Raw genomic sequence first — 22,357 nt, 5'->3', positions numbered from 1 at the left:
GCTCACGAACCAATAGTTACCTGACAAAAGATAAGCTAGTTAACGATCAACTCAGAAGGGATCTCGATGCCCATCTCTCGATAATAACGTGCAGCGCCTGGGTGAAGAGGAACAGGCAGACCTGCGATCCCTTTCTCAAGTGCCATTGCTTTGGTTGCTTTATGGATACCTTGTAGGAAAGGTAGGTTTTCATAGATAGCTTTGGTCAGTTGATACACATCGTCTTCAGAAATGTCTTCGCGAACTGCTAGGAAGTTAGGTTGGGCAATCGTAGTAATTGGTTTGTCGACACCTGGATAAGTGTTTGCTGGGATCTCGTACTTGGTCCAGATATTGTAATCGCCATTCGCTTGTTTGATCTGCGCATCGGTAAACGACAGGATTTGAATATCTTCACCCAAGGCAGCAAAGGCTTGTGTTACCGCACCAACAGGCACACCAGCAGGCGTATTCATGCCATCAATCGTGCCGTTTTGTAGTGCACTAGCACTGCCACCGTAACCCATAAAGGCGAGTTTAAATTGTTCTGGGTTAACCGATAGGCCCTGCATGATCTGGCGTCCTGAATTCTCAGTGCCTGAGTTCTTCTTACCGATAGAGAATTTCTTACCGTTTAGGTTCTCTAGATCGCTTACCGTACCTGTTTTTGCTAGATCTGAACGCACAATAAAGTGTTCTACATTTTGCCATAACATGGAAACTGAACGCAGTTGAGTTTGTCTGCCAGATTTCTCATATGGCCCCAAACCCTGCCAAGCCCAAGCACCGTACAAACCTTGTAGAATTGCGAACTGAGCTTCGTTCTCGTTCAACAACTTTACGTTCTCACCCGAGCCCGCAGAGCTGATAGCCGCTAAAGAAAAATGCTGCTTAGGCGCAAGCTTAACTTTACTCAATGTCGCTAAGGCCACACCCACTGGATAATAGGTACCACCCGTTGAAGCCGTCGCTAAAATATAGCTGCGATCTTCTTCAGCTGACGCATTACTGATAAGGCCAAGAGAAGCCATTGCTAGCGCTAAAGTTTTAACCAGCTTGTTGTATTTCATTGTTACTCTCCATGTAGGGTTATTCACGTTATATTTTTGTTAACAACAATAGATAGCAAGCGTAATGCCAGTTTTTAACTATTTGTTTTAATTTACTTTTATTTTAAAACCTATTCAAAATAAGCCGTTTTTTGCTTATTCCCCTGTTATTAAGTAAGCCATTTTTTGCTTATCGGCTACCGGAATTAACACCTGTAGATCGGGAAGCAAGTCACACCATGTTGCAGTTGTGTGATCAATGTATGTAAATTGATAAATATGCAATGAGCCATTTATTGCTCATTAAAAATCAACAAGCACTGCGATGAAGCTGCTCTCTAAGGGTCAACATAGTCACTTCGATTTAACCCATAACGCACCATCTTTTGGTTCAATGTTCGACGAGGTAAATCCAAATCTTGCATCACGTCATTGATACGCCCTTTATAACGAACTAAGGCATCATGAATCACTTTCCTTTCAAAGCTCTGTACTTGAACCGCCAAAGGGATGCCCGCCGTTGTGGACTCTGTGACAGAATTGGGACGACACGCCAAAATATCCCCAACGGTCAAGCTTTCATCCAATGCAAAACGAATCGCAACATTACGCAGTTCACGCACATTGCCCGGCCACGCATACGAGAGCAGTGCATAGCGATCAGCCTCACTGGCTATACGTGTTTCGGAATTGGCTTCTTGGGTGAAGTGTTCAAACAAAAGTAAGGCATCTTCTTCACGCTCACTGAGTGGAGGCAAATGCAGCTGGGCAACATTCAAACGATAGAATAGATCTTGGCGAAAGTCGGGGTGATTCAGTAGATCGCTTTTCGAGGCAGAGACCACTCGTAGATCAACATGTTGTTGCTGATTCCCCCCCACGCGTTCGACGACATTATCTTGCAAGGTGCGCAGCACTTTTACCTGCATCGACAGCGGCATACTCTCTATTTCATCAAGGAACACTGTGCCTTTGTCGGCAAATTCCAGCTTACCAATGCGTCGTTTGGCCGCACCAGTAAACGCTCCGGCTTCGTGTCCAAACAGCTCGCTTTCAAAGAGATTTTCTGGGATTGCGCCACAGTTGAGCGGAACAAACGGATGGGTTTTACGTTGGCTGAATTCATGTAAGCAAGAGGCGACCAGCTCTTTACCACAACCCGTTTCACCATAGATGATCACGTTGGTGTCTATGGAAGCGACTTTCTGGATTTGCTCGCGCAGTTCACACATCACTTTACTGCGACCGATCAGCACCTGTTCAATGCCCTTAAGGTTATCCAGATAGTTCTGACGACTGTTTCTGTCTTGGCCACTTTGATGTTTATCTACCGCTTCCGATACCGTTTGAGACAGACGCTCTGGGTCGAATGGCTTCTCAATGAAGTCATAGGCACCTTGCTGTAAGGCTTTCACCGCCATATCGACATCACCATGCCCAGTAATCAAAATAACAGGCACATCTGGCACAAGACCTTTGAAACGCCCTAGCAGATCAACACCATCAATATCAGGTAAACGAACATCGGTGATAATGGTTTGAAAATCACCCTGCTCTACGGCGTTTAACGCATCTTGTCCTACTTCAAATGCGGTGACATCGAAGCCCGCCAGCTGCAACCATTGGCTGGTTGCTTGACGCACAATCGCGTCATCTTCAATTAAAGCAATACGCTGCATAGTTTGGTTCCGCCACTCTACATCTGATTAATATCGTCCACGGTATGTAAAAAAACCTCAGACGAAAAGGAGCTAGCTCCCACTTTGAATAACACTCCTTTAACAGTTTAATAATGTTTGTTAGCTTCGATTTGTCTCACTCTCCATTCGCTTAAAAAGCAAACATAAAACCTTGTCAAACCACTAGCTCAAAGAGGCAAGCCACTAATTTTAAAGGGATTTGATCAGAAATGATGAATAACAATCGATATTGGTTATTCCTGTGTACCTGTTTATTGATTGGTTTGGTGCAGGTCACCACCAAGAATGGCATCAGCCAGTGGAAGCTTGAACAAGCCCAACGCTATGCCGAACAGCGCTTCCTTGGCTACATTGCCGAAGCAAGGCGAACCCTTAAGCGTTTCTATTATCTGCCCTACCTAGTAACCAATGATGAAACCAGTGTGCGCTTCATTGATGGTGAAGCCCGCCTAGAAAAACGCATTAAGAAGCAGCTGATTCAATTGGATAAAGCCGCCAACACCAAGGGCTGGTATCTGCTTTCTGGCGAAGGGGACTTGTTGGTATCGAGTGTTGAAAGAAGCAAACTGAGCAATAAGAACGCCAGTACAATTGTTTCGAAGATCCACCAACAAGGTGGTGCGATTTCAGTGGTGACAAAAAACAAAGGCGTGACACCCGATTACTTCATAGCGGCACCCGTATATCGAGCCTCTGATGTGGTTGGCATTGTCGCGGTGCAAATCGATTTGTCATTGTTAACCGATCAATGGTTTGCCGATGGTGAGGCGATACTGTTTCAGAACCCTCGCGATCAGTTCTTTCTCTCCAGTGACAACAGGTTGAGAGCCGATTGGTTCAATGACACCTTCAATTCTCAGCCCACAGCGACAAAACGTGAGCTGTATGACCAAACCCATATTCGCGTGTGGCGATTGCAAGATAAAGATTACCTAATTCAGTCCATCAAGTTAGACGATCTGAATTGGCGTTTAACCTACCTCACCCCATTAACTAGCCTCAATCAAACCACTAACTGGATAAGTTGGAGCGTCGCGGTAGGCTGTCTTTTCATCATGCTATTGCTGGTCATTCTCTACCAAAGACGCCAGAAGAAACTCAGCAACCTACGAATCCAAAAGCTTATCGAGGAGTCTGAGAAACGACTGTCTGGGATGATCAATAAAACCCATGTTGGGTTAATACTGATCGATAAACACGGACGCATTCACGATATCAACCTGATGGCGAAGAACTACTTTTCCTTATCCGATTCGATGATCAATAACATCAAGGCGTGGCAGCTATTTGAGGCAGGTAATCCGAATTCAACCACCTTGCAGCTGCTCAAAAACTTAGATCAACACCAAGAACTGGCCGAGATCACCAGCGTCGAAACCATGGCAAGACGCAGCGATGGCAGTTACTTCCCTGTTTTATTCTCTATTAGCGCCTTTCCTTGGCATGCGACGACTTACTACCTGTGTACCGTAATCGATATCAGCAAACGTAAGAAAGCCGAAATTGCGGTGCAAAACGCCAATAAAACGCTGCAGCTGCGAGTCGAAGAGCGAACACAAGACCTCAAGGATGCGCAGCAAGAGTTGGTGGAATCAAGCAAACTTGCCGCATTAGGTCGCATGTCGAGTGCGATTACTCATGAGCTTAATCAGCCGCTTACTGGTCTCAAAACCCTGCTTTCAAGTAATCAATTACTGATGGAAAGAGGCGAGACTAAGATGTTGAAAGCGAACATGGACTTGGTGATGAGCCTAATCGACAGAATGGCCAACATGACCAGTCAATTGAAGTCATTCGCCTTTCAAAGACTAGAAAAGCCATACCCAGTTTCGCTAACAGACGCACTGCAAGAAACCCTGCGTATTCATCAAACCGAGCTAGACAGCGTCGATATTCGCGTGCGTGTCGCTTCCAATATTTCGATGGTAATGGGAGAAGAGGCGCGACTTCGTCAAGTGCTTGGTAACCTGCTTAGAAACGCTGTCGATGCCACGCAGAATCAGAAACCAGCAACCATTGTGATCAGCGCTCATACCGAGCAACAACGCGTGATCATCAAGGTTCAAGATAACGGTTGTGGTGTGTCTGAAGATCAACTCGAAACCATTTTCGAACCGTTTCATACCAACAAAAAGATGGGCGAAGGCTTGGGGCTCGGGTTAGCTATTACAGCCAACAATGTACGGGATATGCAAGGCACCTTGATAGCAAAGAACAACCCAGACCAAGGCATGACATTCACATTAACGCTGAAGAATATAGATAGTGAGTAGTTACTAATAAGACTCAAAAATTACGATAATTGACTCGTATATATTTTAGCTTATTAAGAGAGTACATCTTGGTAGGTATTCGTGTCTGACGCATGAACCGGTTGAGCAAACAGTGACTAAAGTATCAACGAAACAATCAAGCAAGAACCTAGACATCAACCGCACTCTGTTCAAAGGGCAAGACGTTGAAACCGCAGCCAGCTGGCTACATAACACCAGACAAATCATTGCTGTCGGTATCGGTGGCGGTTCGACAATCGCCTCTCAAGAGCCGTAACACCGACTGTTTCGATTAATCTAACCAACCGAGGCTAAGATAAACTCGACTCGTACCTCAACAGATAGCTTAGGCACTTCCACCAGCTGATAACCAAACTGATTATAGGCTGTCACCATCTTTTCATAGGTGGCGATCGCTTCATCAAAATCTTGCTTGCGCTCTTGGTCATTGATGAAAATCGAATCCCATGGCGGGAAGATAAATACCTTGCTGTTGTATTCCAGTTCATTACAGTTATTCAGCAAAGACTCTGAAATAGGCAACGTTTCTAACAAGCTGTAACCGTATGAATCTACGATGCTTCTATCAAAGAAAACGAGTTGCTCACTTTCCTCAAACGCTTGGTAATTCGCTAACTCCTCTCGCACCATTTCGTCACGAAAAGTCACTTTATCTAACCACGGCAAGGCTCTACCTTGTTGCTCGACTTGTTGCTGAATCACTTTACGTCCAACTTCTGGTGCGCAGCGATAGCCCAGACTTTTCAAAGCATCGATGACTGAGGTTTTTCCAGATCCCGGCCCTCCGGTAAATACGATTAGATTGTTCAAATAAACCTCTTCAAAATGGAAAGTTAACGAATCGGACCTAAACGAAACCCAAGTTAACGAATCAAGGATAGAATGAGCTTAAATTCTGGTGCGCGGCAATCTTTCACTAGCTCGTATAAGCTCATTTCTAATCCCGTAATTTGGACACCAGCGTCCTGTAATCGGCTGATAGCCAACTTCTTATTCAATGCTGTCCGTGAACCAATACAGTCGCCAACTACCTGAACCCTGTACCCAAGCTCCAACAAACCCAATGCGGTTTGATAAACACAAATATGAGCCTCAATCCCACACCAACCAAGTCTCTACATCCTTGGTTTGAACCGCCTCAACAAACTTGGGCTCATCACACGCGTTAAACGTGAATTTAGGTATTGGTTTAGCATCACTCAAAAGGTCATTGAGTTCATCAACCGTCGCACCTAGCTTCTCTGGATTCTGCTCCAAACGAATAATTGGCAGACCCAAAACCTGTGCGCCCTTAATCAACTTTCCACAGTTAGAAATAAGTGTCTCACTCTCATCAACAAGGCGTGCAAGCTTACCTTGCACGTCCACAACCACCAAACCTGTGTTTTGTTTCGTTAGCATGTTTATTCCTTGTTTTAAACAGCCTGACTCACTAAGCAACCTGATGTGTATTTTTTCTACTATGTAACGATTCAGCTTACAAAGCCATACAGTAATACATACAAGACTACGGAATAATACTCACCAACGGTCGAAAGGTCGCAAAATAAAAATTATTGATACTGGCATGACATTTAAGAGTGAGTAACAAAGATGAACAAGATAACGAAATCAGCATTAGCACTGGGTTTAATCAGCGCAGTTTCTCTTCCAGCTTTAGCAGCAGGTACTGACGGCGGTGCGTACATTGGTGGCGGACTTAGTGTCTACCAAGATTCTGACACAGACGGTCACGGTAGCTTAGATTCAGATGGCATGGGCTACAACCTATACGGCGGCTACCAATTCAACCGTATCGTAGGTGTTGAACTTGGCTACACAGATTACGCAAACTACAAAAATAGCGCTGAAAAGCTGTCTCCGACGTCTGTTTCTTTGTCAGCAAATCTTGGTTACACATTCGACAACACAATCCGCCCATTCGTATTGGCTGGTTTAAGCTCTGTTGACCTAAACGCAAATAAGAGTGCTGGTTACGCTGATGACAGCGGTACGGGTTTCCACTTTGGTGTAGGTGTTGAATACACGCCAATCGAACACCTAACGCTACGCTTAATCTCGCAAGCGGATGCAGTAAGCGTAGACGACACGGTCCAATTTAAGAACTCTCAGATATCAGCTGGTGACCACACGCTTGCCTTCAACAGCATTAGCTTCGGTGGTTCATACAACTTCTAATGTGATTGAACCACATAGAATAAGCTGAACATACTAATTCACTTTGCTGTTCCACCTTGTCATGAAGGTCACTCAGTAAAGTGAATTTTTTGTTTCTACACGCACTATCGCGTCATTTCACTTTAGCCGGTTTATCGCTCACCATTACTTACTGAGCTTTATGCGTTGATATTAGAGCTTTCTTGGTAGCGAGACTAAAATAAAGGGATAAGAGACGCAGGAAAACAAGACCTATGAATCTACCAAGCTTTAACATGTCGATAAACAAGCTGCCTTTTGTGTTGGCCGTGTATTATCTGCTTGTCGTCAATCTACCTCTCTCCCAAGAACTGTTTAGTATTGTTCAGGCATCGAAGTCTGAAAGCGTTGCGTTTCTTATCTCCATTCCTATCTTCTTCCTTGCTGCCTTTAATTTAATCTTCCAAGTCTTCAACTGGCCTATTTTCTCTAAGCCGTTTTTCATCTTATTGCTGATCACCTCAACCTTAGTCAGCTACAGCATGTTCAATTACGGCATATTCGTCGACTACGGCATGATAGAGAATGTGTTTGAGACCAATAGCGGTGAAGCAGCCAGCTATATCAGTGGTCACTCGATCTTATGGCTACTGGCTATGGGTGGTATTCCATCTCTCATCCTGTTGTTTACCAAACTTGAAAAAGAGTCTTGGAAGGATTTCTTTGTCTGGAAATCGATTGGCTTGCTCTCTTCCTTGATCGTCATTGCGATTATTGCCGGGCTTTTCTACAAAGATTACGTATCGATTGGTCGCAATAACTCGCACATCAAAAAGATGATCATTCCGACCGAATACGTCGCTTCAACCGCAAAATACATCAACAATACTTACATCAAAGAACCGATTCCTTACCAAGAAATCGGCTTAGATGCGCAGATAAAACCAGAAGCTAAACAAGCTGAAAAACCAACCTTATTGGTGTTTGTTCTTGGTGAAACAGCACGTGTATATAACTACCAATATTATGGCTATGAGAAAGAAACCAATGCTCATACCAAACCCTATAATCCGATCTTTTTCTCTGATGTTCAGTCATGCGGAACCGCCACTGCGGTTTCTGTGCCGTGTATGTTTTCTAACATGAACCGAAGCAACTACGATCGCGACAAAGCCTACAACCAAGATAACGTGGTCGACATTATGAACCGCGCGGGCATTCACTCTATCTGGCGAGAGCACGATGGTGGAGACAAGGCGGTCGCACATCGAATCAAAGAGATGACTCTCGTCGCCAAAGACAGCGACCCGCTGTGTAATAACGATGTGTGCTATGACACAGCCATGCTAGAGAACTTCGAACAAGATACTCAAGATCTTAAACAAGATAGCATCATTTTCTATCATATCTCAGGATCTCACGGCCCAACTTACTTTGAGCGATACCCAGAAGATCATAAGAAGTTTGTGCCAGACTGCCCACGTTCTGATATCGAAAACTGCACCAAAGAGCAAGTAGTCAACACCTACGACAACACCATCTTGTACACGGATTTCTTTCTCTCACAGGCTATTCAAAAGCTAGAGAAGCTCACAGATAAGTACAATGTCGCGCTGATGTACATTTCCGATCACGGAGAATCATTGGGAGAAAATGGCGTCTACTTACACGGCATGCCTTATTCATTGGCACCGAAAGAGCAAACCCATGTGCCTATGATAATGTGGATGTCTGATGGTTTCGCCGAGCAGAAAGGGATAGACCAGACCTGCTTAAGAAAGGCAGGCAAAGAACAGAGCTTCTCCCAAGATAATCTGTTCGACTCCTTACTTGGCTTGATGGATGTACAAACCAAAGAATATCGAGAGAACCAAGACATTTTTGCTGCGTGTCGGTAGTGCTTTTGCTTATGTAAACCATCGGAAAACTCGAGTTGCCTGAACAAGCTATCCTCAACTTCTCCTAAAAAGAAAAGACCTCGGTCTTTTCTTTTTTTTCGTCGCTAACATGGAGCCAGAGTGCTAATTTATAACGATGAAACAATGAGCTACATTTAATAGAGACAATAATGGAAGAGTCCGTCGTGCTCCAAAGACCAACTAGTCTTATTAGACTTTATCTCACTCACATCGCTCATTGAACTTACCACGATTAAGCTCAGTTCAATACGGCACCTGAATGGCGCCGCAATATCAATGTTTACGTCATATCATTAAGGACAAATGAATGGACGCTTTCATAATTTCAAGCTGGCAATTTTCTGAGGGTGTGGCACATGAACACACCACCAGCCCAGCCTCATTCGAGCAATCAACTTGGTATCACTGCCAAAGAGATGCTGACGGTTTGAGAGAATGGCTCCACAGTAATACGGTTCCAAATGCCATCATCGATTCATTACTCACCGATGACACCCGTCCTCGGTTCGAACAGTTTGGCCACGACTGTTTTTTGATGATTCTGCGAGGGATTAATCTAAACGAAGGTGCTAACCCTGACGACATGCTTAGCCTACGCATCTTATGGTACAAAGGCACTTTAATATCAACACGCAAAGTTCCTTCAAAAGCGGTCAGTAATCTGATATCTGATCTCAAACAAAACCAAGGCCCTACATCATTACCTGATGTGTTGTTGGGCATGATCCGTGGAATCAACCACAGTATTTCAACCTTCCTAGCACCCGTCGAACTATTAATTGACGAGTTAGAATCTACATCCAATATCGACATAAGATCCATTAACGCTCTACATTCAAGGCTACTCAGACTAAGGCGTTATTTGAAGCCACAGAAATACGTTTTTGAAGATTTAATGAGTGACCTACCTGCGCCATTGAGTAAGCACAACAGTCATATAAAGAACAGCCTTGATACCATCCTGAGAATTAACGAGTCTGTTGAGTTTTACATCGAACAAATTAATGTATTTTTAGCGAGCCTAAGTCAGCAACAAGCTGAAAAAATGAATAGAAATACGTACCTATTTTCTATCATTGCAGGTATTTTCCTCCCTGCTGGGTTTTTCACCGGTTTACTGGGTGTCAATATCGCTGGGATACCCGGAACAGATAACCCGATAGCATTTCCACTATTTTGCGTTGGGCTGCTCGTGGTCATAGCGGCAGAGGTCGTTATTTTGAAAAAATTGAGGTTTATTTAATGGTTGAGTTTTTGCAATCCAATATGTGGCTTAGACAAGTAGTTTTAGGTTTACTTCTTATCACTGTGTATTGGGTGATCAAACGCTTAGGTAAGAACTGGATAGAAACATTAGCGGAAAATAAACGTGTCGAATTGAAGCGAAAGCAGTTCGTGATTAAGTGTTTCAATATTGTTCTGTTTCTACTCTTCATCGCTGTGTTTACGATTGTTCTTAACTTGGGTTTTGGTGATATTTCTCTGTTCTTGTCTTCGATATTTGCGGTGCTGGGTGTCGCTTTATTCGCGCAATGGTCGATTCTAAGTAACCTCACAGCCAGCGTACTAATATTTTTCGTCTTCCCTTATCGCATTGGCGACAGAGTAAGAGTCGCGGAGAAAGACGAAGACATCAGCGGTGTGATCATCGATATCACCATGTTCCATGTTATTCTTCGACACAGTTCGGGCAACATTATCACCTACCCTAATAACCTGATCCTACAAAAAGGCGTGATAAAGGTATTAGTTGATCCTGAGTTAAAGAGTGAAACTGTCGATACAAAACTCATCAAAGCTGAAGACTCAGATAAGTAATGCGCCCTCTGTTGAACTTCCACATCAATAAGTTCAACAGAGGGTAAGATATCTTGCCCTCTTTCAATTAACATAAGCTCTCCTGTTAATACTTACACGCCTTTCAAAACTGTCGTTTTTATTCAATATCAATCTAGAGTACTCACCTACAATTGCTGCTATTGAAACGTGGCTTGGCTAATCAATTTATCTCATCGTCCGTTGACGCACCTGAGAACAAGATGACAACCACGCACTCTACCGAATCGAAACAACAGGAATTAACGCGATGTTAGACATCAAAAAAATCTCAGTACTTAGCGACTTAAGCGAACTTAAAACGGCTTACTTTGCTGAATCTACAGCTCCACTCGATGGCATGTGGCATTTTGGCTTTGTACCTATGTCTGACCATTACGGCTTTTACGAAGATGACAAACTTGTGGGGTATTGCGTATTGAACGGAGAAGGTTACTTACTTCAATTCTACCTAGCACCAACAGCCAACACCAATATAGAAGACTTGTTTACCTTAATCGTAGAAAACAACAGCTCTGTGATTGGTGAAGTGAAAGGCGCATTCGTAAGCACGGCAGAACCACAATACTTGTCACTATGCATGGATAACACCCATTCATTTAAGGTGAACTCCTTGATGTATTGCCAAGACCAAGAAGCTAACTCTAGTCGTAATTCAGGTCGTATTGAAGACATCGAGATGACTCTCGCGACGCAAGAACAACTCGATCAATTAGTCGAATTTGCTTCATCAACGATTGGTGCGCCAAAAGAGTGGTTAACCGGCTACTACGGCAATTTGATTGCCCGCCAAGAGTTATGGGGCTACTGGGAAAATGGCAGCGTTCTCGCAGCCGGTGAGTGCCGTAAGTTCGATGAGCATCAAACACAGTTTGCCGACCTGGGTATGATTGTCGCTCAACAAGAGCGCGGAAAAGGGTTAGCAACGCGTGTTCTTAACTTTCTAAAGCAGCACGCTAACCAGCAAGATTTGGAAGTTATCTGTTCAACAAAAAATAGCAATATTGGCGCGCAAAAAGCTATCACACGCGCTGGGTTGTCATCAAAGCATCGCATCTTACAGTTTGATTTTCGCTAGTTGAAAACTCAGCTTTACCTCGCACTGAGCATGCGCACTCAGTGTGAAGTGAAGCTAAGATGCCAAGCGCAAGCACTTAGTATGGATAAAACTGTCACAGACAACGATATCCACATATAGTGGTAAAGTACTCATCAGAAATAGAAGTTCGAATGATCAATTGGTTACAGTCGGCAAAATCCCCTGAAATCGCTCAGTTCATTGATTGCTACTGGCTTATCGAGAAAACGCCCGATGCCCAAACTCATCAGTTTCCGATACTCAACCCTGACCCTTCAGCGCATTTAATCCTGTCCCCCTGCGATCAGCCGTATCACTACACAATAGAGCAGCAAGTCGAGCAAGGGGTTGGCAGCCACCTGTTGCTGCCCCATCACAAAGCCATTGAACTTGATCACTCGAAGCCGTTTATTCACTTGGGCATCAAGTTCCACGTTGGTGCTTTGTATTCGTTAGTCACCCCTGATTGCCCGCACCCAAGCCTAGATCGCGTCAATACCATCGACCTTGCAGATTTACTAAACAACTCTGATGTCGATACGATGTCACTGATTAAGCTTGCTCAAACCGACTTTGAAGCTTGTTGCCAGAAGCTGGATGATTTACTACTTCCATGGTTATCGACCGGTAAAACAGATAGACACAGTGAAATCACTCACAAAGTGTTGGGTGTACTTGATTCGACGCCGATTGCAGAGCTTAGCGACAAGCTGTTTTGCTCGCAAAGAACATTAGAGAGAAGCTTCAACAAGGTAACAGGGCTGACATTAAAACAGTGCCAATCGATGAACAAACTCGAAGCTATGTTGGAATACTTGTATAAGAGAAATTTGGATGACATCGACTGGATGGACGTCGCCTTTCAATTTGGGTTTAGTGACCAACCGCACCTAATTCGTTACCTCAAGAAAACCATTGGCCTAACACCCAATACTTATGCCAAACAAGGGGGATTAACTATAGACGTTTATGGCGGGGTCAGGTCAGAATAACGAACTGCCACTACGACACTCTCTGTCTATTGTGTCCCATTCACAGCAAGTTTTGTTGAGTTTAGAATTGCGACTCCATATACTGAAAACACCATCAGACGGAGGACAAAAATGAATAATAAAAACAAACATATAGTTTTAATTCATGGTCTATATATGCCTGCGTTGATCATGCAGTATCTGGATAGAAACTTCAAAAAACGCGGCTTTACAACGCACAAGTTTGCCTACAACTCGCTGCGTTTCCCTTCTGCAGCCAAACGCCTCAATCGCTTCGTAAATGCTCGCTTTAATGAGTACGATGAGGTCTATTTTTTTGGTCACTCACTCGGTGGCTTGCTGATTCGCCACTACTTTAAGTTCTACCAACCCGACTTTGCAGACACCTGCATTATTACCGCAGGTACGCCGCACAATGGGGCAACCATAGCCAAAACGTTGTCGAATCATGGTCTTGGCTTTATCTTTGGCTCGAGCAAGATGATCTTAAGTGATGGCTTGGGTGATTATGATATTGATGTGCCGATTGGCGTGATTACCGGCACCTATGACGCTGGTGTAGGGCGCATTGTATTGGGCAGAAACCCAGGTGATGGCACGGTGACGCTTGAAGACGCGAACCTGCGAGGCGCAACAGACACCTGCGCCCTCAAGCTCAACCACACGGCGCTTGTCTACTCCAAAGAAGTCGTAACACTGTCGGCTCAGTTCATCGAACACAGAGCTTTTAAGGACGCTTCATAGCTTATTTCCATTAGCTTTTGCGCGTTGACTCCTGTATCGAGCTCTGTTCTCTTATATGTGAAAGACAAAAACAAAAATACCACTCTGCGATAAGAGTGGTATTCAAAGATTCATTACTGAAAGTGAGTGCTTGTTACAGACGATTTACTCGCGTTGGTAAAAACACCTCACCCAACATGCATCGCACCGAACCACCGCCAATGTCTTCAATCGTTTTCACGTTAAATGGCAGCAGTTTTCCATGCGTCGAAAGCTGAGCTAACTGGGCTGGAGAAAACGCATCGTAAGCCGATTGAGACATCGCGATCACCTTGTCGCCATTCACGGTTTCAAGCTGCAGGATGTTGCCACAGAAACGGTTCATCTGATCAATTGAGATAGAGATAACCTGCTTATCTTTAGCAAGCGACTTCACCACAAAGCGGCGTTCAAACTCAGGAATCACTTCATCACAGATCACGCAGAAGTTATCGCCAATCGCCATCATCACATTGGTATGGTAAATCGGTTGGCCAGACGGTAATGCCGTTTGGAACGAGACCACGCGAGAATAACCAATGCGCTTCGCATAATCTTCTAACACTTCGCGGTCACAACGCTGAGAAAGCGCAGCGTAGATGGTCTTGTTGATATGGTCGATAACCATCACGCCCGTGCTCTCTAGATAAGAACCTTGCGCGATGTAAGACTCTAGAGACTCGCTATGGTTAACAATGCGACCCGACGCTTCTAACGCTTCAATAAGAGCATTTGGCTTAACTTCATTCTGACGGTTTTCACACGCCATAGGGAACGTGAATAAGCTTCCATCACTACAGGTACTGAACCAGTTGTTTGGGAAAACAGCATCCGGAGTTTCAACGCCCAATTCTGGGTAATCAAACTCTACAACTTGCACACCTTCTTTACGCAACGAAGCGACCATAGCTTTAAATTCGGCCATCGTTTCTACTTTCACCTCAGCTTCGGTCAGATTAACTCTGTGCTGAAATTCGTTATCACGTGCTGTTTCTTCGTTAAATTTAAACTCTTTTGGTGGCACCATAACAACGCAATTGGCGTTTTGAACATTAGTGATATGAAGTGATTTTTTGTGTAGGTTTAACATTTCAACCGTCCCTATCTTTTATTTACTTCAGAATTGTAAACAACTTGTTACGACAAGATTCACTGAAAAGAATATTTATTTGAATATTTATCCCAAACAATTACTGCAGATCTTAGATTAATCGGTAATTTTTACTGCAAGATAACAGCACATCAGAAAGAACCAACTGTATGCATATTCGTTAAGTCACTTTATGGATAAATATTCTGATTCCATTTTCTCGCCCATCACGAGTTTTGATTACAATTCAATCCATTTAACGTTAGGATTATCACCGTTGCATAACAATCAATTACGTTTGAAATAAGCTTAACTTTTCCTGTCTAATTCAATCTAAAATAAGCGTCATGAAAGACACTCTTTGGACCTTTCCTGTATCGCTTAGACAAAGTTTTAGTGTTTTAAAGCCAAGTGCCTAAATAGGCGCTAGAACAAAATCCATCGAATGACTTAATACTGATAAGAACCCATGGGCGCTTATATAATTTCAAACTAAGACAGTTAAATTTCGAATCAAGACCATAAAAACAAAGCTGCACCAACGATGCAGTCGCTTATAGATGCACTAGTTTATAAAGGGAAATCTATGTACAAGAAATTTGAAGGCTTTACTGAAGCCTTTCCAAAGGGAGAGCCGATACAACCTCCTACTGGCATACTGGCATTCTGCCGCCATTACACTCGAGGTTTCGAAAAACCATTGATTTTGCTCGGGTTGATGAGCATGACCATCGCGATCATCGAAGTCGCGCTGTTCGGTTACATGGGGCAATTGGTCGACTGGCTATCAACAAGCAACCCAGACACTTTCTTAGCAGACAACGAATCGACATTGATGGGGCTCGGTATTCTGCTGTTGGTTGTGATGCCAATCTTGATCAGTGTTTACTCGCTATTGCTTCACCAAACTTTGCTGGGCAACTACCCAATGTCGATTCGTTGGTTAGCACACCGCTACCTTTTGAAGCAAAGCCTGTCCTTCTATCAAGATGACTTCGCCGGACGTGTCGCGACCAAAGTGATGCAAACCTCGCTTGCAGTGCGCGAAACTGTGACCAAGATGGTCGATGTGTTTGTCTACGTGACGGTTTACTTCACGGCGATGCTGTTCATGCTTGCTGAATCAGATTGGCGCTTGATGGCTCCGATGCTGATTTGGCTATTCGTTTACATCGGTATTCAACTGCACTTCGTGCCAAAGCTAAAAGACGTGTCTTCAGAGCAAGCGGATGCGCGATCGTTAATGACAGGTCGTATTGTCGATAGTTACACCAACATCGCGACGGTGAAATTGTTCTCACACAGTAAAAGAGAAACCGAATACGCCGAAGAAGGCATGGAAGGCTTCCTAGATACTGTGCACCGCCAAATGCGCTTGGTAACCGGCTTCAACATCTGCGTGGAATTCGCTAACTATCTATTGGTGTTCAGCATTGCGGGTATCTCTATCTACCTATGGCTAGATAGCGCAATCACCGTGGGTGCAATCGCGATTGCGGTCAGCTTGGCTCTGCGTATTAACGGCATGTCGAAATGGATCATGTGGGAAATTGGTGGTCTGTTTGAGAACCTTGGTACCGTGATTGACGGCATTAAAACTCTGTCTAAGCCTATTGCTATTGAAGACAAGAAAGACGCGAAGCCTCTGGAGGTTCCACAAGGCGGTATCAACTTCGACAATGTAAGCTTTAACTACGGTGAGAATAAGGGGGTGATCAACAACCTAAACCTCAACATCAAACCGGGTGAAAAAGTGGGCTTGGTTGGCCGTTCAGGTGCAGGTAAATCGACCCTAGTTAACTTACTTTTGCGTTTCCACGATGTAGAAAGTGGCCGCATCCTGATTGATGACCAAGAGATCTCGAGCGTTACTCAAGATTCTCTGCGTAGCAACATTGGTATGGTGACCCAAGATACTTCACTGCTGCACCGTTCGATCAAAGACAACATTCTTTACGGTCGACCAGAGGCATCAGACGAAGAGGTATACGCGGCGACTAAACAGGCACACGCGCATGAGTTTATCGAAACGCTAACCGACCCGTTTGGCAACGTTGGTTACGATGCTCAAGTGGGTGAACGTGGCGTTAAGCTTTCTGGTGGTCAGCGTCAACGTGTGGCTATCTCACGTGTTCTTCTAAAGAATGCTCCATTACTTGTTCTCGATGAAGCAACTTCTGCACTCGATTCTGAGGTAGAGGCAGCGATTCAAGAGAGCTTGATTGAGCTAATGGAAGGCAAAACGGTTATTGCGATTGCACACCGCCTGTCGACCATCGCAGCGATGGATCGCCTGATCGTGCTTGATGCCGGCAATATCGTAGAAGAAGGCACGCACCAAGAGCTGATTAACCAGAATGGTATTTATGCGCAGCTATGGAATCACCAAACCGGTGGCTTCATTGCCGATGACCTTGAGCAAGCTACAAACGCTTAATTTTTGTGCTATTTTAAAAGTGCGATGTGATTCACAGCAATTTGTTTATTAGCGGTAAATTACACATGGCAGAATGTTATGTCGTAATTATATAATGACATTAACACCAAAGACGCCTCGCTTGCGCGTTCTGGAATAAGGCTAGACTTCGGGGGGAGGCTAGCCTTTTTTATGCCTGCTATTTGGCGCTCTTTGCTACCTGTCCAATAAACTTCATCGATCCTTTTGTTTTTTTCTTGGCGTTTTTTTCTTAAAATGCGCGCAATATTCTTTCTAGAGATCAACCATGAACAAAAGTGTCTTAACTAACGTTATCGCGTTAGCGCTGCTTGCTGGCGGCTATGCGACAGCAAACCAATACTTGCTTTATGCAGGCCTATTCGCCTTTTCTGGTGCCATCACCAACTGGCTTGCGATTCACATGTTGTTCGAGAAAGTACCCGGCCTATACGGTTCTGGAGTGATTCCAGCGCGCTTTGAAGAGTTCAAGGCAGCCATCAAGCAACTGATGATGGAGCAATTCTTTACAGAAAGTAACATCGACCGCTTCCTAAGCAGCGAGATGACAGGAAAGTCGCTCAATCTAGAGCCTGTGATTCAGAAGATCGACTTTAACCCTGCATTCGACTCACTGGTGCATGTTATCGAGAACTCTCAGTTTGGCGGTATGTTGGCAATGTTTGGTGGCACAGAAGCACTAGAGCCAATGAAAGCGCCGTTTGTTGAGAAGATGCAAGAATCTGTGATTGAAATCAGCAAGAGTGATTCTGTAAAAAATGCCATCAAAGACGAGCTAGAATCGCCTGCGATGATGGATGAAATCAAAGAAAACATTGAGGCGATCATCGATCAGCGCTTGAATGAACTAACACCTAAGCTGGTTAAAGAGATGGTTCAGACCATGATCAAGAAGCACCTTGGCTGGCTTGTGGTTTGGGGCGGTGTATTCGGTGGTGTGATTGGCTTAATCTCTGCGGCCATTACGCTTTAAGGCGAACAAGTTTATCGGATTGCTCTTTATCTGACGCTCAACAAAAAATGGAAGCTTATTGCTTCCATTTTTTATATCTAAATCACGTTGGTAAGCGAAATTAGGCCACTATTTTAGAGTTGCCAACAACTCAGGGTTCACGCCGAAGCCCTTTTTATGCTCTTCAATCACCACTTCACTACGTGTCTGAATCACACCAGGCAAGGTGCCCAACTTCGTTGCCATAAACGCTTGGTACGCCTTCATGTCTTTCACTCGAACCTTGATCATGGTGTCAAAGTCACCCGACAGTGAGTAGCACTCTTCCACCTCAGGCATCATTTCCACGGCTTGGGCAAATTTGTCGAAGATCGAAAAGCTAGTCTGATCGAGACGGATATGGATAAAGACTTGAACATCGAGTCCCAGCTTTTCTGAACAAAGCTCAGCATGATAGCCCGTGATGTAGCCCTCTTTCTCCAATCGCTTGAGTCTATCAGAGCAAGGTGACGTCGTAAGGTTGACCTGTTTTGCCAGTTCAACAACAGGTAAACGCCCTTTCATATGCAGAATTCTTAGTATCTCTTTATCGATACGATCGAGCTGATGCTGAGACATAACATTCCTTAAACATTCTAAATTCCGCTCAGTATATTCCATACCAAGTGCAATCGAAGAAAACCTCGCTCACACATTTAAAAACTAAATGCACGGATGATATTCACGCCAGATATAAACACATACAAATAGATAAGAACCCTTATAAATCAAACTCTGGTTATTAACAAATTATTATAGAAATGACCCGATTAACAAATAAGTTGAGCCGGAAACGAAAGAAAGGATATAGGCCAAAGTGAATAATAGAATTATCAAAGAGAAAGGATGACTCTATTATGAAAACGCAAGAACTCGCATATAAACCTTACGGTATTGGTTCATGGACACACGTAACGGTATCAAAAGATGTTGCTCAGGCACTAGCAAATGAATACTCAAACTATGGTTGGGATGTGAAGATTGATGGCGACGCCATTGTTGCCGAGCTAGCACTCAAAGCCGCATAGAAACGCAAAAACCTCCTAAAACGGAGGTTTTTTGATCTAAGTTAGTGAGCGCTTACTGTAAGTTAAGCTAAACCAATTTGGGGTACAGTACTTCCTGTTTCGCAACGACAATTGCACGTGCGGCAGAAGTGCTGAGTTTCCATATCGTAGTACAGGTTTCCACTAAATAGTTTTGACGTCCATTGCATCATACGGCCAGAAGCTGTCTCGGGCTCTGATTCACAACGTTTCATTATAGACTTATGTAGTGTTGTTTTTTTACATCCTTTGCAATAGAGATCAGGCATACCTTTGTCCTATAGGTCTTTAGTGGTTACTGACAATTGACACATCATGTCCAATTCGGTTCCACAATTCACCGAGCTAATGACAAAAGTGAGCGCCAAGTTCAAAAAATAGCCATTTTTCTGTTTTATTTTTTGACATCACACGCCATTGAGTAAGTTGATCTTTCCCTTCTCACGCAAGATCCTACCGCTTCGATTTACATTGTAAACCCCCATTTCAATATCAGAAAACCTCGAATAAACTTAATTTGAAATAAGACAAAGGTCGTACTCACATAAAAAAATAGAGCCACCGAAGTGACTCTATTGCTTTTATTTTTCAATTTCTTTTTAGCTAACGTTCTTTGCTAATTCACATCTGTTTTACAATGTAAATTAGTCTAGCTCAACGAGGTTCTTCTCGAACTCAGCGTGTTGCTTCTTAACTTCGTCTTCAGGCTCGCCCGTAATTAGACTCACGATAACGATAGAAAGAGTCGATAGGATGATTCCCGGTACGATTTCGTACACATCGAACCAACCGCCCGTGAACTGTTTCCAAAGTACGATAGTCACACCACCAACCACGATACCCGCGAGAGCGCCGTTACGGTTCATACGAGACCAGTACAGGCTCAATACAATAGCTGGGCCGAATGCAGCACCAAAACCAGCCCATGCGTAAGACACAAGGCCAAGTACTGAACTGTCTGGCGTCATCGCTAGTACAAGTGCAATCAGAGAGATTAGGATAACCGCGAAACGGCCTACACGAACAATCTCTTCAGACGTCGCGTCTTTCTTCAGAACTTGCTTATACAGATCTTCTGCCATTGCAGATGAAGAAACAAGAAGTTGTGAATCCGCAGTACTCATGATTGCCGCTAGGATTGCAGCAAGTAAGATACCTGCGATTACTGGGTGGAACATCGCGTTCACAAGAAGCATGAAGATCTTCTCGCCATCGTCTAGCTTAGGTGCGCCCGAGTTCGTCACGTAGATTAGACCAACAAGACCAACCAGCATTGCACCAATCATAGACAGTGCAGTCCATACCACCGCGATACGACGCGCGGTTGTTAGGTCTTTGTTGCTACGCGTTGCTTTGAAACGAGCCAAGATGTGTGGCTGACCGAAGTAACCTAGACCCCATGCCGCTAGCGAGATGATCGCGATAGCAGAAAGTGGTTCACCTTTCGCATCATTCCATAGCGTTAGAAGCTCTGGGTTAATGTTGTGTAGGTCAGTAGACAGTTGGCCAAGGCCACCGTTCATTGCTGCGATTGGTACAATCAATAGCGCAGCAGACATCAGTAGACCTTGAACCAAGTCAGTCCAAGATACCGCAAGGAAACCACCAAACAGGGTGTACGAAACCACACATACTGTGCCGATAATTACCGCTGTTGTGTAATCTAGGCCAAATACCGTTTCAAACAATTTACCACCCGCTACCAAGCCTGAACTTGTGTAGAAAAGGAAGAATAAAAGGATAAAGAAAGCAGAAATTGTTTGGATCAGCTTAGAGTTATCATTGAAGCGACGAGATAGGAACTCAGGCAACGTCAGTGATTCAGTTGTAATACTGTAAGTACGCAGACGCTTAGCACTGATTAACCAGTTAGCCCAAGTACCCACAAGTAGACCACCAGCAAGCCAGAATGCTTCAAAGCCAGCAGCGTAAGCGTAACCTGGTAGGCCAAGTAGCAACCAACCACTCATGTCTGATGCACCAGCAGAAAGTGCAGCAGGCCATGGACCTAACGAACGACCACCTAGGAAGTAGTCAGTTGAGTTAGATGTACGTTTGTAAGCAATAACACCGATTGCCAGCATCATAATTAGATACGCAATGAACGTCGTCGTTATTGCAAAACTGTTTTCTATCATTTGATAGTCCTCATTTTGTAGAAAGCCTTCCATGCCTAATTCAATGCAAAGCACTCACCGTAAAGGCAAGCAAATGCATTGAGTTAGGTATTCAGGCTCCAAAGCACTATGAGTTAAATCCAAAGATGGAGAAAACCAAAATGGAAAAAAACAAAAGTGTTTAGAGCCAGTATTACTGAAGGTTAGTGAGCTTCGCTTCCAAGTTCGAGCAAGGTCGCGTTACCGCCCACGGCTGTTATATTTATAGTTCGCGTACGCTCGGTAATGAAGCGCAGCGATAGGTGTGGATCATTAGCAACATTCATTGCCGTTAGATCCGTTTCAGCTACTAAACCGACGATTGCACCGTCACGCTTAGCAAGTTGTAAATTGATAGCTTGAGCCGTTTGTGAATTACCCACGTAACCTGCACTTCGTACATCGCAAGACAGCAGCTGTTGAGCAGCGTCGTACGAGGCAACCTGTACCAAGTTAGTTGGTAGATTCGCTTGTTTCGCGGCGTCAGCAATTAAGGTATTGAACTGCACGTCATCACTGCACAGTTGCACGCTGTTACCCGCTAATAGTGCTGCGGTAATCATCGCGGTTGCTGTTTGCAGTGCTGGCACTTTCTCTTCGCAATCATCAACAATCACCAAAGCCACACCACGTCCTGCAGCATACAGCTCGTTTGTTTCACCAGTCGGGCCAGCCATTAGGTGCTGCTCAGAAAGCAGCGCAGAGGCTTGCTCTAGGTGATAAGTTGCCACTGCCGCCAAAGACGTAGATTGGCTTTCGATCTCTGATTTGAATGCAAGTACCTGAGCACTCTTATGATCAAAGTCGGTAAGATTCCATTGTTCCCACGCTAACAAAGCATCAGAAAAACCTGTCACTTGATGAACCATGATAC

19 protein-coding genes and 1 pseudogene are annotated in these 22,357 nt (G+C 44.2%); 12 read left to right on the top strand and 8 right to left on the bottom strand.

The annotated features are described in order from the left end of the window. Positions 1-35 precede the first annotated feature (35 nt). A complete protein-coding gene (locus tag AB4351_RS14075) occupies positions 36-1,049 on the bottom strand; it encodes a TAXI family TRAP transporter solute-binding subunit (RefSeq protein ID WP_017061064.1) in 1,014 nt (337 codons plus the stop codon). 317 nt (positions 1,050-1,366) lie between these two features. Then, positions 1,367-2,707, bottom strand: a complete 1,341-nt coding sequence (locus tag AB4351_RS14070) for a sigma-54 dependent transcriptional regulator (protein ID WP_102321268.1) — start codon at positions 2,705-2,707, stop codon at positions 1,367-1,369. Positions 2,708-2,937: 230 nt separating this feature from the next. Here AB4351_RS14070 and AB4351_RS14065 point away from each other — a divergent pair, with 230 nt between their 5' ends. Both AB4351_RS14065 and AB4351_RS14060 read left to right on the top strand, forming a co-directional pair. Then, positions 2,938-5,001: an ATP-binding protein gene (locus tag AB4351_RS14065; protein ID WP_372126328.1), complete on the top strand. Its 2,064-nt coding sequence runs from the start codon at positions 2,938-2,940 to the stop codon at positions 4,999-5,001. A gap of 112 nt (positions 5,002-5,113) precedes the next feature. Further along, entirely contained in the window at positions 5,114-5,278 is a 165-nt protein-coding gene (locus tag AB4351_RS14060) for a hypothetical protein (protein ID WP_016785428.1), read from the top strand. A 20-nt stretch (positions 5,279-5,298) separates the two neighbouring features. Here the strand turns inward: AB4351_RS14060 and AB4351_RS14055 are convergent, their stop codons facing one another. Both AB4351_RS14055 and AB4351_RS14050 read right to left on the bottom strand, forming a co-directional pair. Continuing rightward, a complete protein-coding gene (locus AB4351_RS14055; RefSeq protein WP_016785429.1) occupies positions 5,299-5,832 on the bottom strand; it encodes an AAA family ATPase in 534 nt (177 codons plus the stop codon). Positions 5,833-5,885: 53 nt separating this feature from the next. Further along, a pseudogene (locus tag AB4351_RS14050) lies at positions 5,886-6,423 on the bottom strand (hydrolase). 192 nt (positions 6,424-6,615) lie between these two features. Between AB4351_RS14050 and AB4351_RS14045 the strand changes: the two are divergent. The 7 genes from AB4351_RS14045 to AB4351_RS14015 all read left to right on the top strand — a co-directional run bounded on the left by AB4351_RS14045 (position 6,616) and on the right by AB4351_RS14015 (position 13,727). Further along, positions 6,616-7,200, top strand: a complete 585-nt coding sequence (locus AB4351_RS14045) for a porin family protein (protein WP_017062017.1) — start codon at positions 6,616-6,618, stop codon at positions 7,198-7,200. A 233-nt stretch (positions 7,201-7,433) separates the two neighbouring features. After that, the gene (locus AB4351_RS14040; RefSeq protein ID WP_372126326.1) at positions 7,434-9,056 is read left to right on the top strand and encodes a phosphoethanolamine transferase; all 1,623 of its coding nucleotides are present in this window, start codon (positions 7,434-7,436) and stop codon (positions 9,054-9,056) included. A 328-nt stretch (positions 9,057-9,384) separates the two neighbouring features. Next, the gene (locus AB4351_RS14035) at positions 9,385-10,320 is read left to right on the top strand and encodes a CorA family divalent cation transporter (protein WP_017062015.1); all 936 of its coding nucleotides are present in this window, start codon (positions 9,385-9,387) and stop codon (positions 10,318-10,320) included. After that, positions 10,320-10,895: a mechanosensitive ion channel family protein gene (locus AB4351_RS14030; protein WP_017062014.1), complete on the top strand. Its 576-nt coding sequence runs from the start codon at positions 10,320-10,322 to the stop codon at positions 10,893-10,895. The genes AB4351_RS14035 and AB4351_RS14030 overlap by 1 nt, the downstream gene beginning before the upstream one ends. A gap of 268 nt (positions 10,896-11,163) precedes the next feature. Then, positions 11,164-11,991 carry a GNAT family N-acetyltransferase gene (locus tag AB4351_RS14025; RefSeq protein WP_372073390.1) on the top strand — a complete coding sequence of 276 codons (828 nt, stop codon included), beginning with the start codon at positions 11,164-11,166 and terminating at the stop codon, positions 11,989-11,991. Positions 11,992-12,143: 152 nt separating this feature from the next. Continuing rightward, positions 12,144-12,983: a helix-turn-helix domain-containing protein gene (locus AB4351_RS14020; RefSeq protein WP_372126324.1), complete on the top strand. Its 840-nt coding sequence runs from the start codon at positions 12,144-12,146 to the stop codon at positions 12,981-12,983. A 111-nt stretch (positions 12,984-13,094) separates the two neighbouring features. Further along, positions 13,095-13,727, top strand: a complete 633-nt coding sequence (locus AB4351_RS14015; RefSeq protein WP_017067109.1) for a triacylglycerol lipase — start codon at positions 13,095-13,097, stop codon at positions 13,725-13,727. A gap of 133 nt (positions 13,728-13,860) precedes the next feature. Here the strand turns inward: AB4351_RS14015 and AB4351_RS14010 are convergent, their stop codons facing one another. Next, on the bottom strand, positions 13,861-14,835 hold the full coding sequence (locus AB4351_RS14010; protein WP_017061193.1) for an arginine deiminase-related protein: 975 nt from the start codon (positions 14,833-14,835) through the stop codon (positions 13,861-13,863). Positions 14,836-15,421: 586 nt separating this feature from the next. Between AB4351_RS14010 and AB4351_RS14005 the strand changes: the two genes are divergently transcribed. Then, positions 15,422-17,272, top strand: coding sequence for an ABC transporter ATP-binding protein (locus AB4351_RS14005; RefSeq protein WP_065584473.1), 1,851 nt, complete (start codon positions 15,422-15,424; stop codon positions 17,270-17,272). 286 nt (positions 17,273-17,558) lie between these two features. Continuing rightward, entirely contained in the window at positions 17,559-18,263 is a 705-nt protein-coding gene (locus AB4351_RS14000; protein ID WP_017065155.1) for a hypothetical protein, read from the top strand. Positions 18,264-18,371: 108 nt separating this feature from the next. Here the strand turns inward: AB4351_RS14000 and AB4351_RS13995 are convergent, their stop codons facing one another. Continuing rightward, on the bottom strand, positions 18,372-18,860 hold the full coding sequence (locus AB4351_RS13995) for an Lrp/AsnC family transcriptional regulator (RefSeq protein WP_004732526.1): 489 nt from the start codon (positions 18,858-18,860) through the stop codon (positions 18,372-18,374). Positions 18,861-19,138: 278 nt separating this feature from the next. Between AB4351_RS13995 and AB4351_RS13990 the strand changes: the two genes are divergently transcribed. Continuing rightward, complete coding sequence (locus tag AB4351_RS13990; protein ID WP_017061196.1) at positions 19,139-19,309, top strand: hypothetical protein; 171 nt, start codon at positions 19,139-19,141, stop codon at positions 19,307-19,309. Positions 19,310-19,971: 662 nt separating this feature from the next. Here the strand turns inward: AB4351_RS13990 and putP are convergent. Further along, positions 19,972-21,498 (bottom strand): sodium/proline symporter PutP, encoded by a 1,527-nt coding sequence (gene putP / locus AB4351_RS13985; RefSeq protein WP_170930181.1) that lies wholly within the window; start codon positions 21,496-21,498, stop codon positions 19,972-19,974. Between the two features lie 149 nt (positions 21,499-21,647). Continuing rightward, the gene (locus tag AB4351_RS13980; RefSeq protein ID WP_372126323.1) at positions 21,648-22,352 is read right to left on the bottom strand and encodes a 1-pyrroline-5-carboxylate dehydrogenase; all 705 of its coding nucleotides are present in this window, start codon (positions 22,350-22,352) and stop codon (positions 21,648-21,650) included. Between the last annotated feature and the right edge of the window lie 5 nt (positions 22,353-22,357).

It is taken from the genome of Vibrio sp. 10N.261.51.F11, assembly GCF_041471665.1.
Classification (GTDB): domain Bacteria; phylum Pseudomonadota; class Gammaproteobacteria; order Enterobacterales; family Vibrionaceae; genus Vibrio; species Vibrio crassostreae_C.
Note: the sequence above shows the minus strand (reverse complement) of the source record. Positions and strands in the feature narration are given on the sequence as shown.

Coding starts and splice junctions, on each gene's coding strand:
- AB4351_RS14075 (WP_017061064.1), bottom strand. CDS start 1,049: ATGAAATACAACAAGCTGGTTAAAACTTTAGCGCTAGCAATGGCTTCT.
- AB4351_RS14070 (WP_102321268.1), bottom strand. CDS start 2,707: ATGCAGCGTATTGCTTTAATTGAAGATGACGCGATTGTGCGTCAAGCA.
- AB4351_RS14065 (WP_372126328.1), top strand. CDS start 2,938: ATGATGAATAACAATCGATATTGGTTATTCCTGTGTACCTGTTTATTG.
- AB4351_RS14045 (WP_017062017.1), top strand. CDS start 6,616: ATGAACAAGATAACGAAATCAGCATTAGCACTGGGTTTAATCAGCGCA.
- AB4351_RS14040 (WP_372126326.1), top strand. CDS start 7,434: ATGAATCTACCAAGCTTTAACATGTCGATAAACAAGCTGCCTTTTGTG.
- AB4351_RS14035 (WP_017062015.1), top strand. CDS start 9,385: ATGGACGCTTTCATAATTTCAAGCTGGCAATTTTCTGAGGGTGTGGCA.
- AB4351_RS14030 (WP_017062014.1), top strand. CDS start 10,320: ATGGTTGAGTTTTTGCAATCCAATATGTGGCTTAGACAAGTAGTTTTA.
- AB4351_RS14025 (WP_372073390.1), top strand. CDS start 11,164: ATGTTAGACATCAAAAAAATCTCAGTACTTAGCGACTTAAGCGAACTT.
- AB4351_RS14020 (WP_372126324.1), top strand. CDS start 12,144: ATGATCAATTGGTTACAGTCGGCAAAATCCCCTGAAATCGCTCAGTTC.
- AB4351_RS14015 (WP_017067109.1), top strand. CDS start 13,095: ATGAATAATAAAAACAAACATATAGTTTTAATTCATGGTCTATATATG.
- AB4351_RS14010 (WP_017061193.1), bottom strand. CDS start 14,835: ATGTTAAACCTACACAAAAAATCACTTCATATCACTAATGTTCAAAAC.
- AB4351_RS14005 (WP_065584473.1), top strand. CDS start 15,422: ATGTACAAGAAATTTGAAGGCTTTACTGAAGCCTTTCCAAAGGGAGAG.
- AB4351_RS14000 (WP_017065155.1), top strand. CDS start 17,559: ATGAACAAAAGTGTCTTAACTAACGTTATCGCGTTAGCGCTGCTTGCT.
- AB4351_RS13995 (WP_004732526.1), bottom strand. CDS start 18,860: ATGTCTCAGCATCAGCTCGATCGTATCGATAAAGAGATACTAAGAATT.
- AB4351_RS13990 (WP_017061196.1), top strand. CDS start 19,139: ATGAAAACGCAAGAACTCGCATATAAACCTTACGGTATTGGTTCATGG.
- putP (WP_170930181.1), bottom strand. CDS start 21,498: ATGGAAGGCTTTCTACAAAATGAGGACTATCAAATGATAGAAAACAGT.
- AB4351_RS13980 (WP_372126323.1), bottom strand. CDS start 22,352: ATGGTTCATCAAGTGACAGGTTTTTCTGATGCTTTGTTAGCGTGGGAA.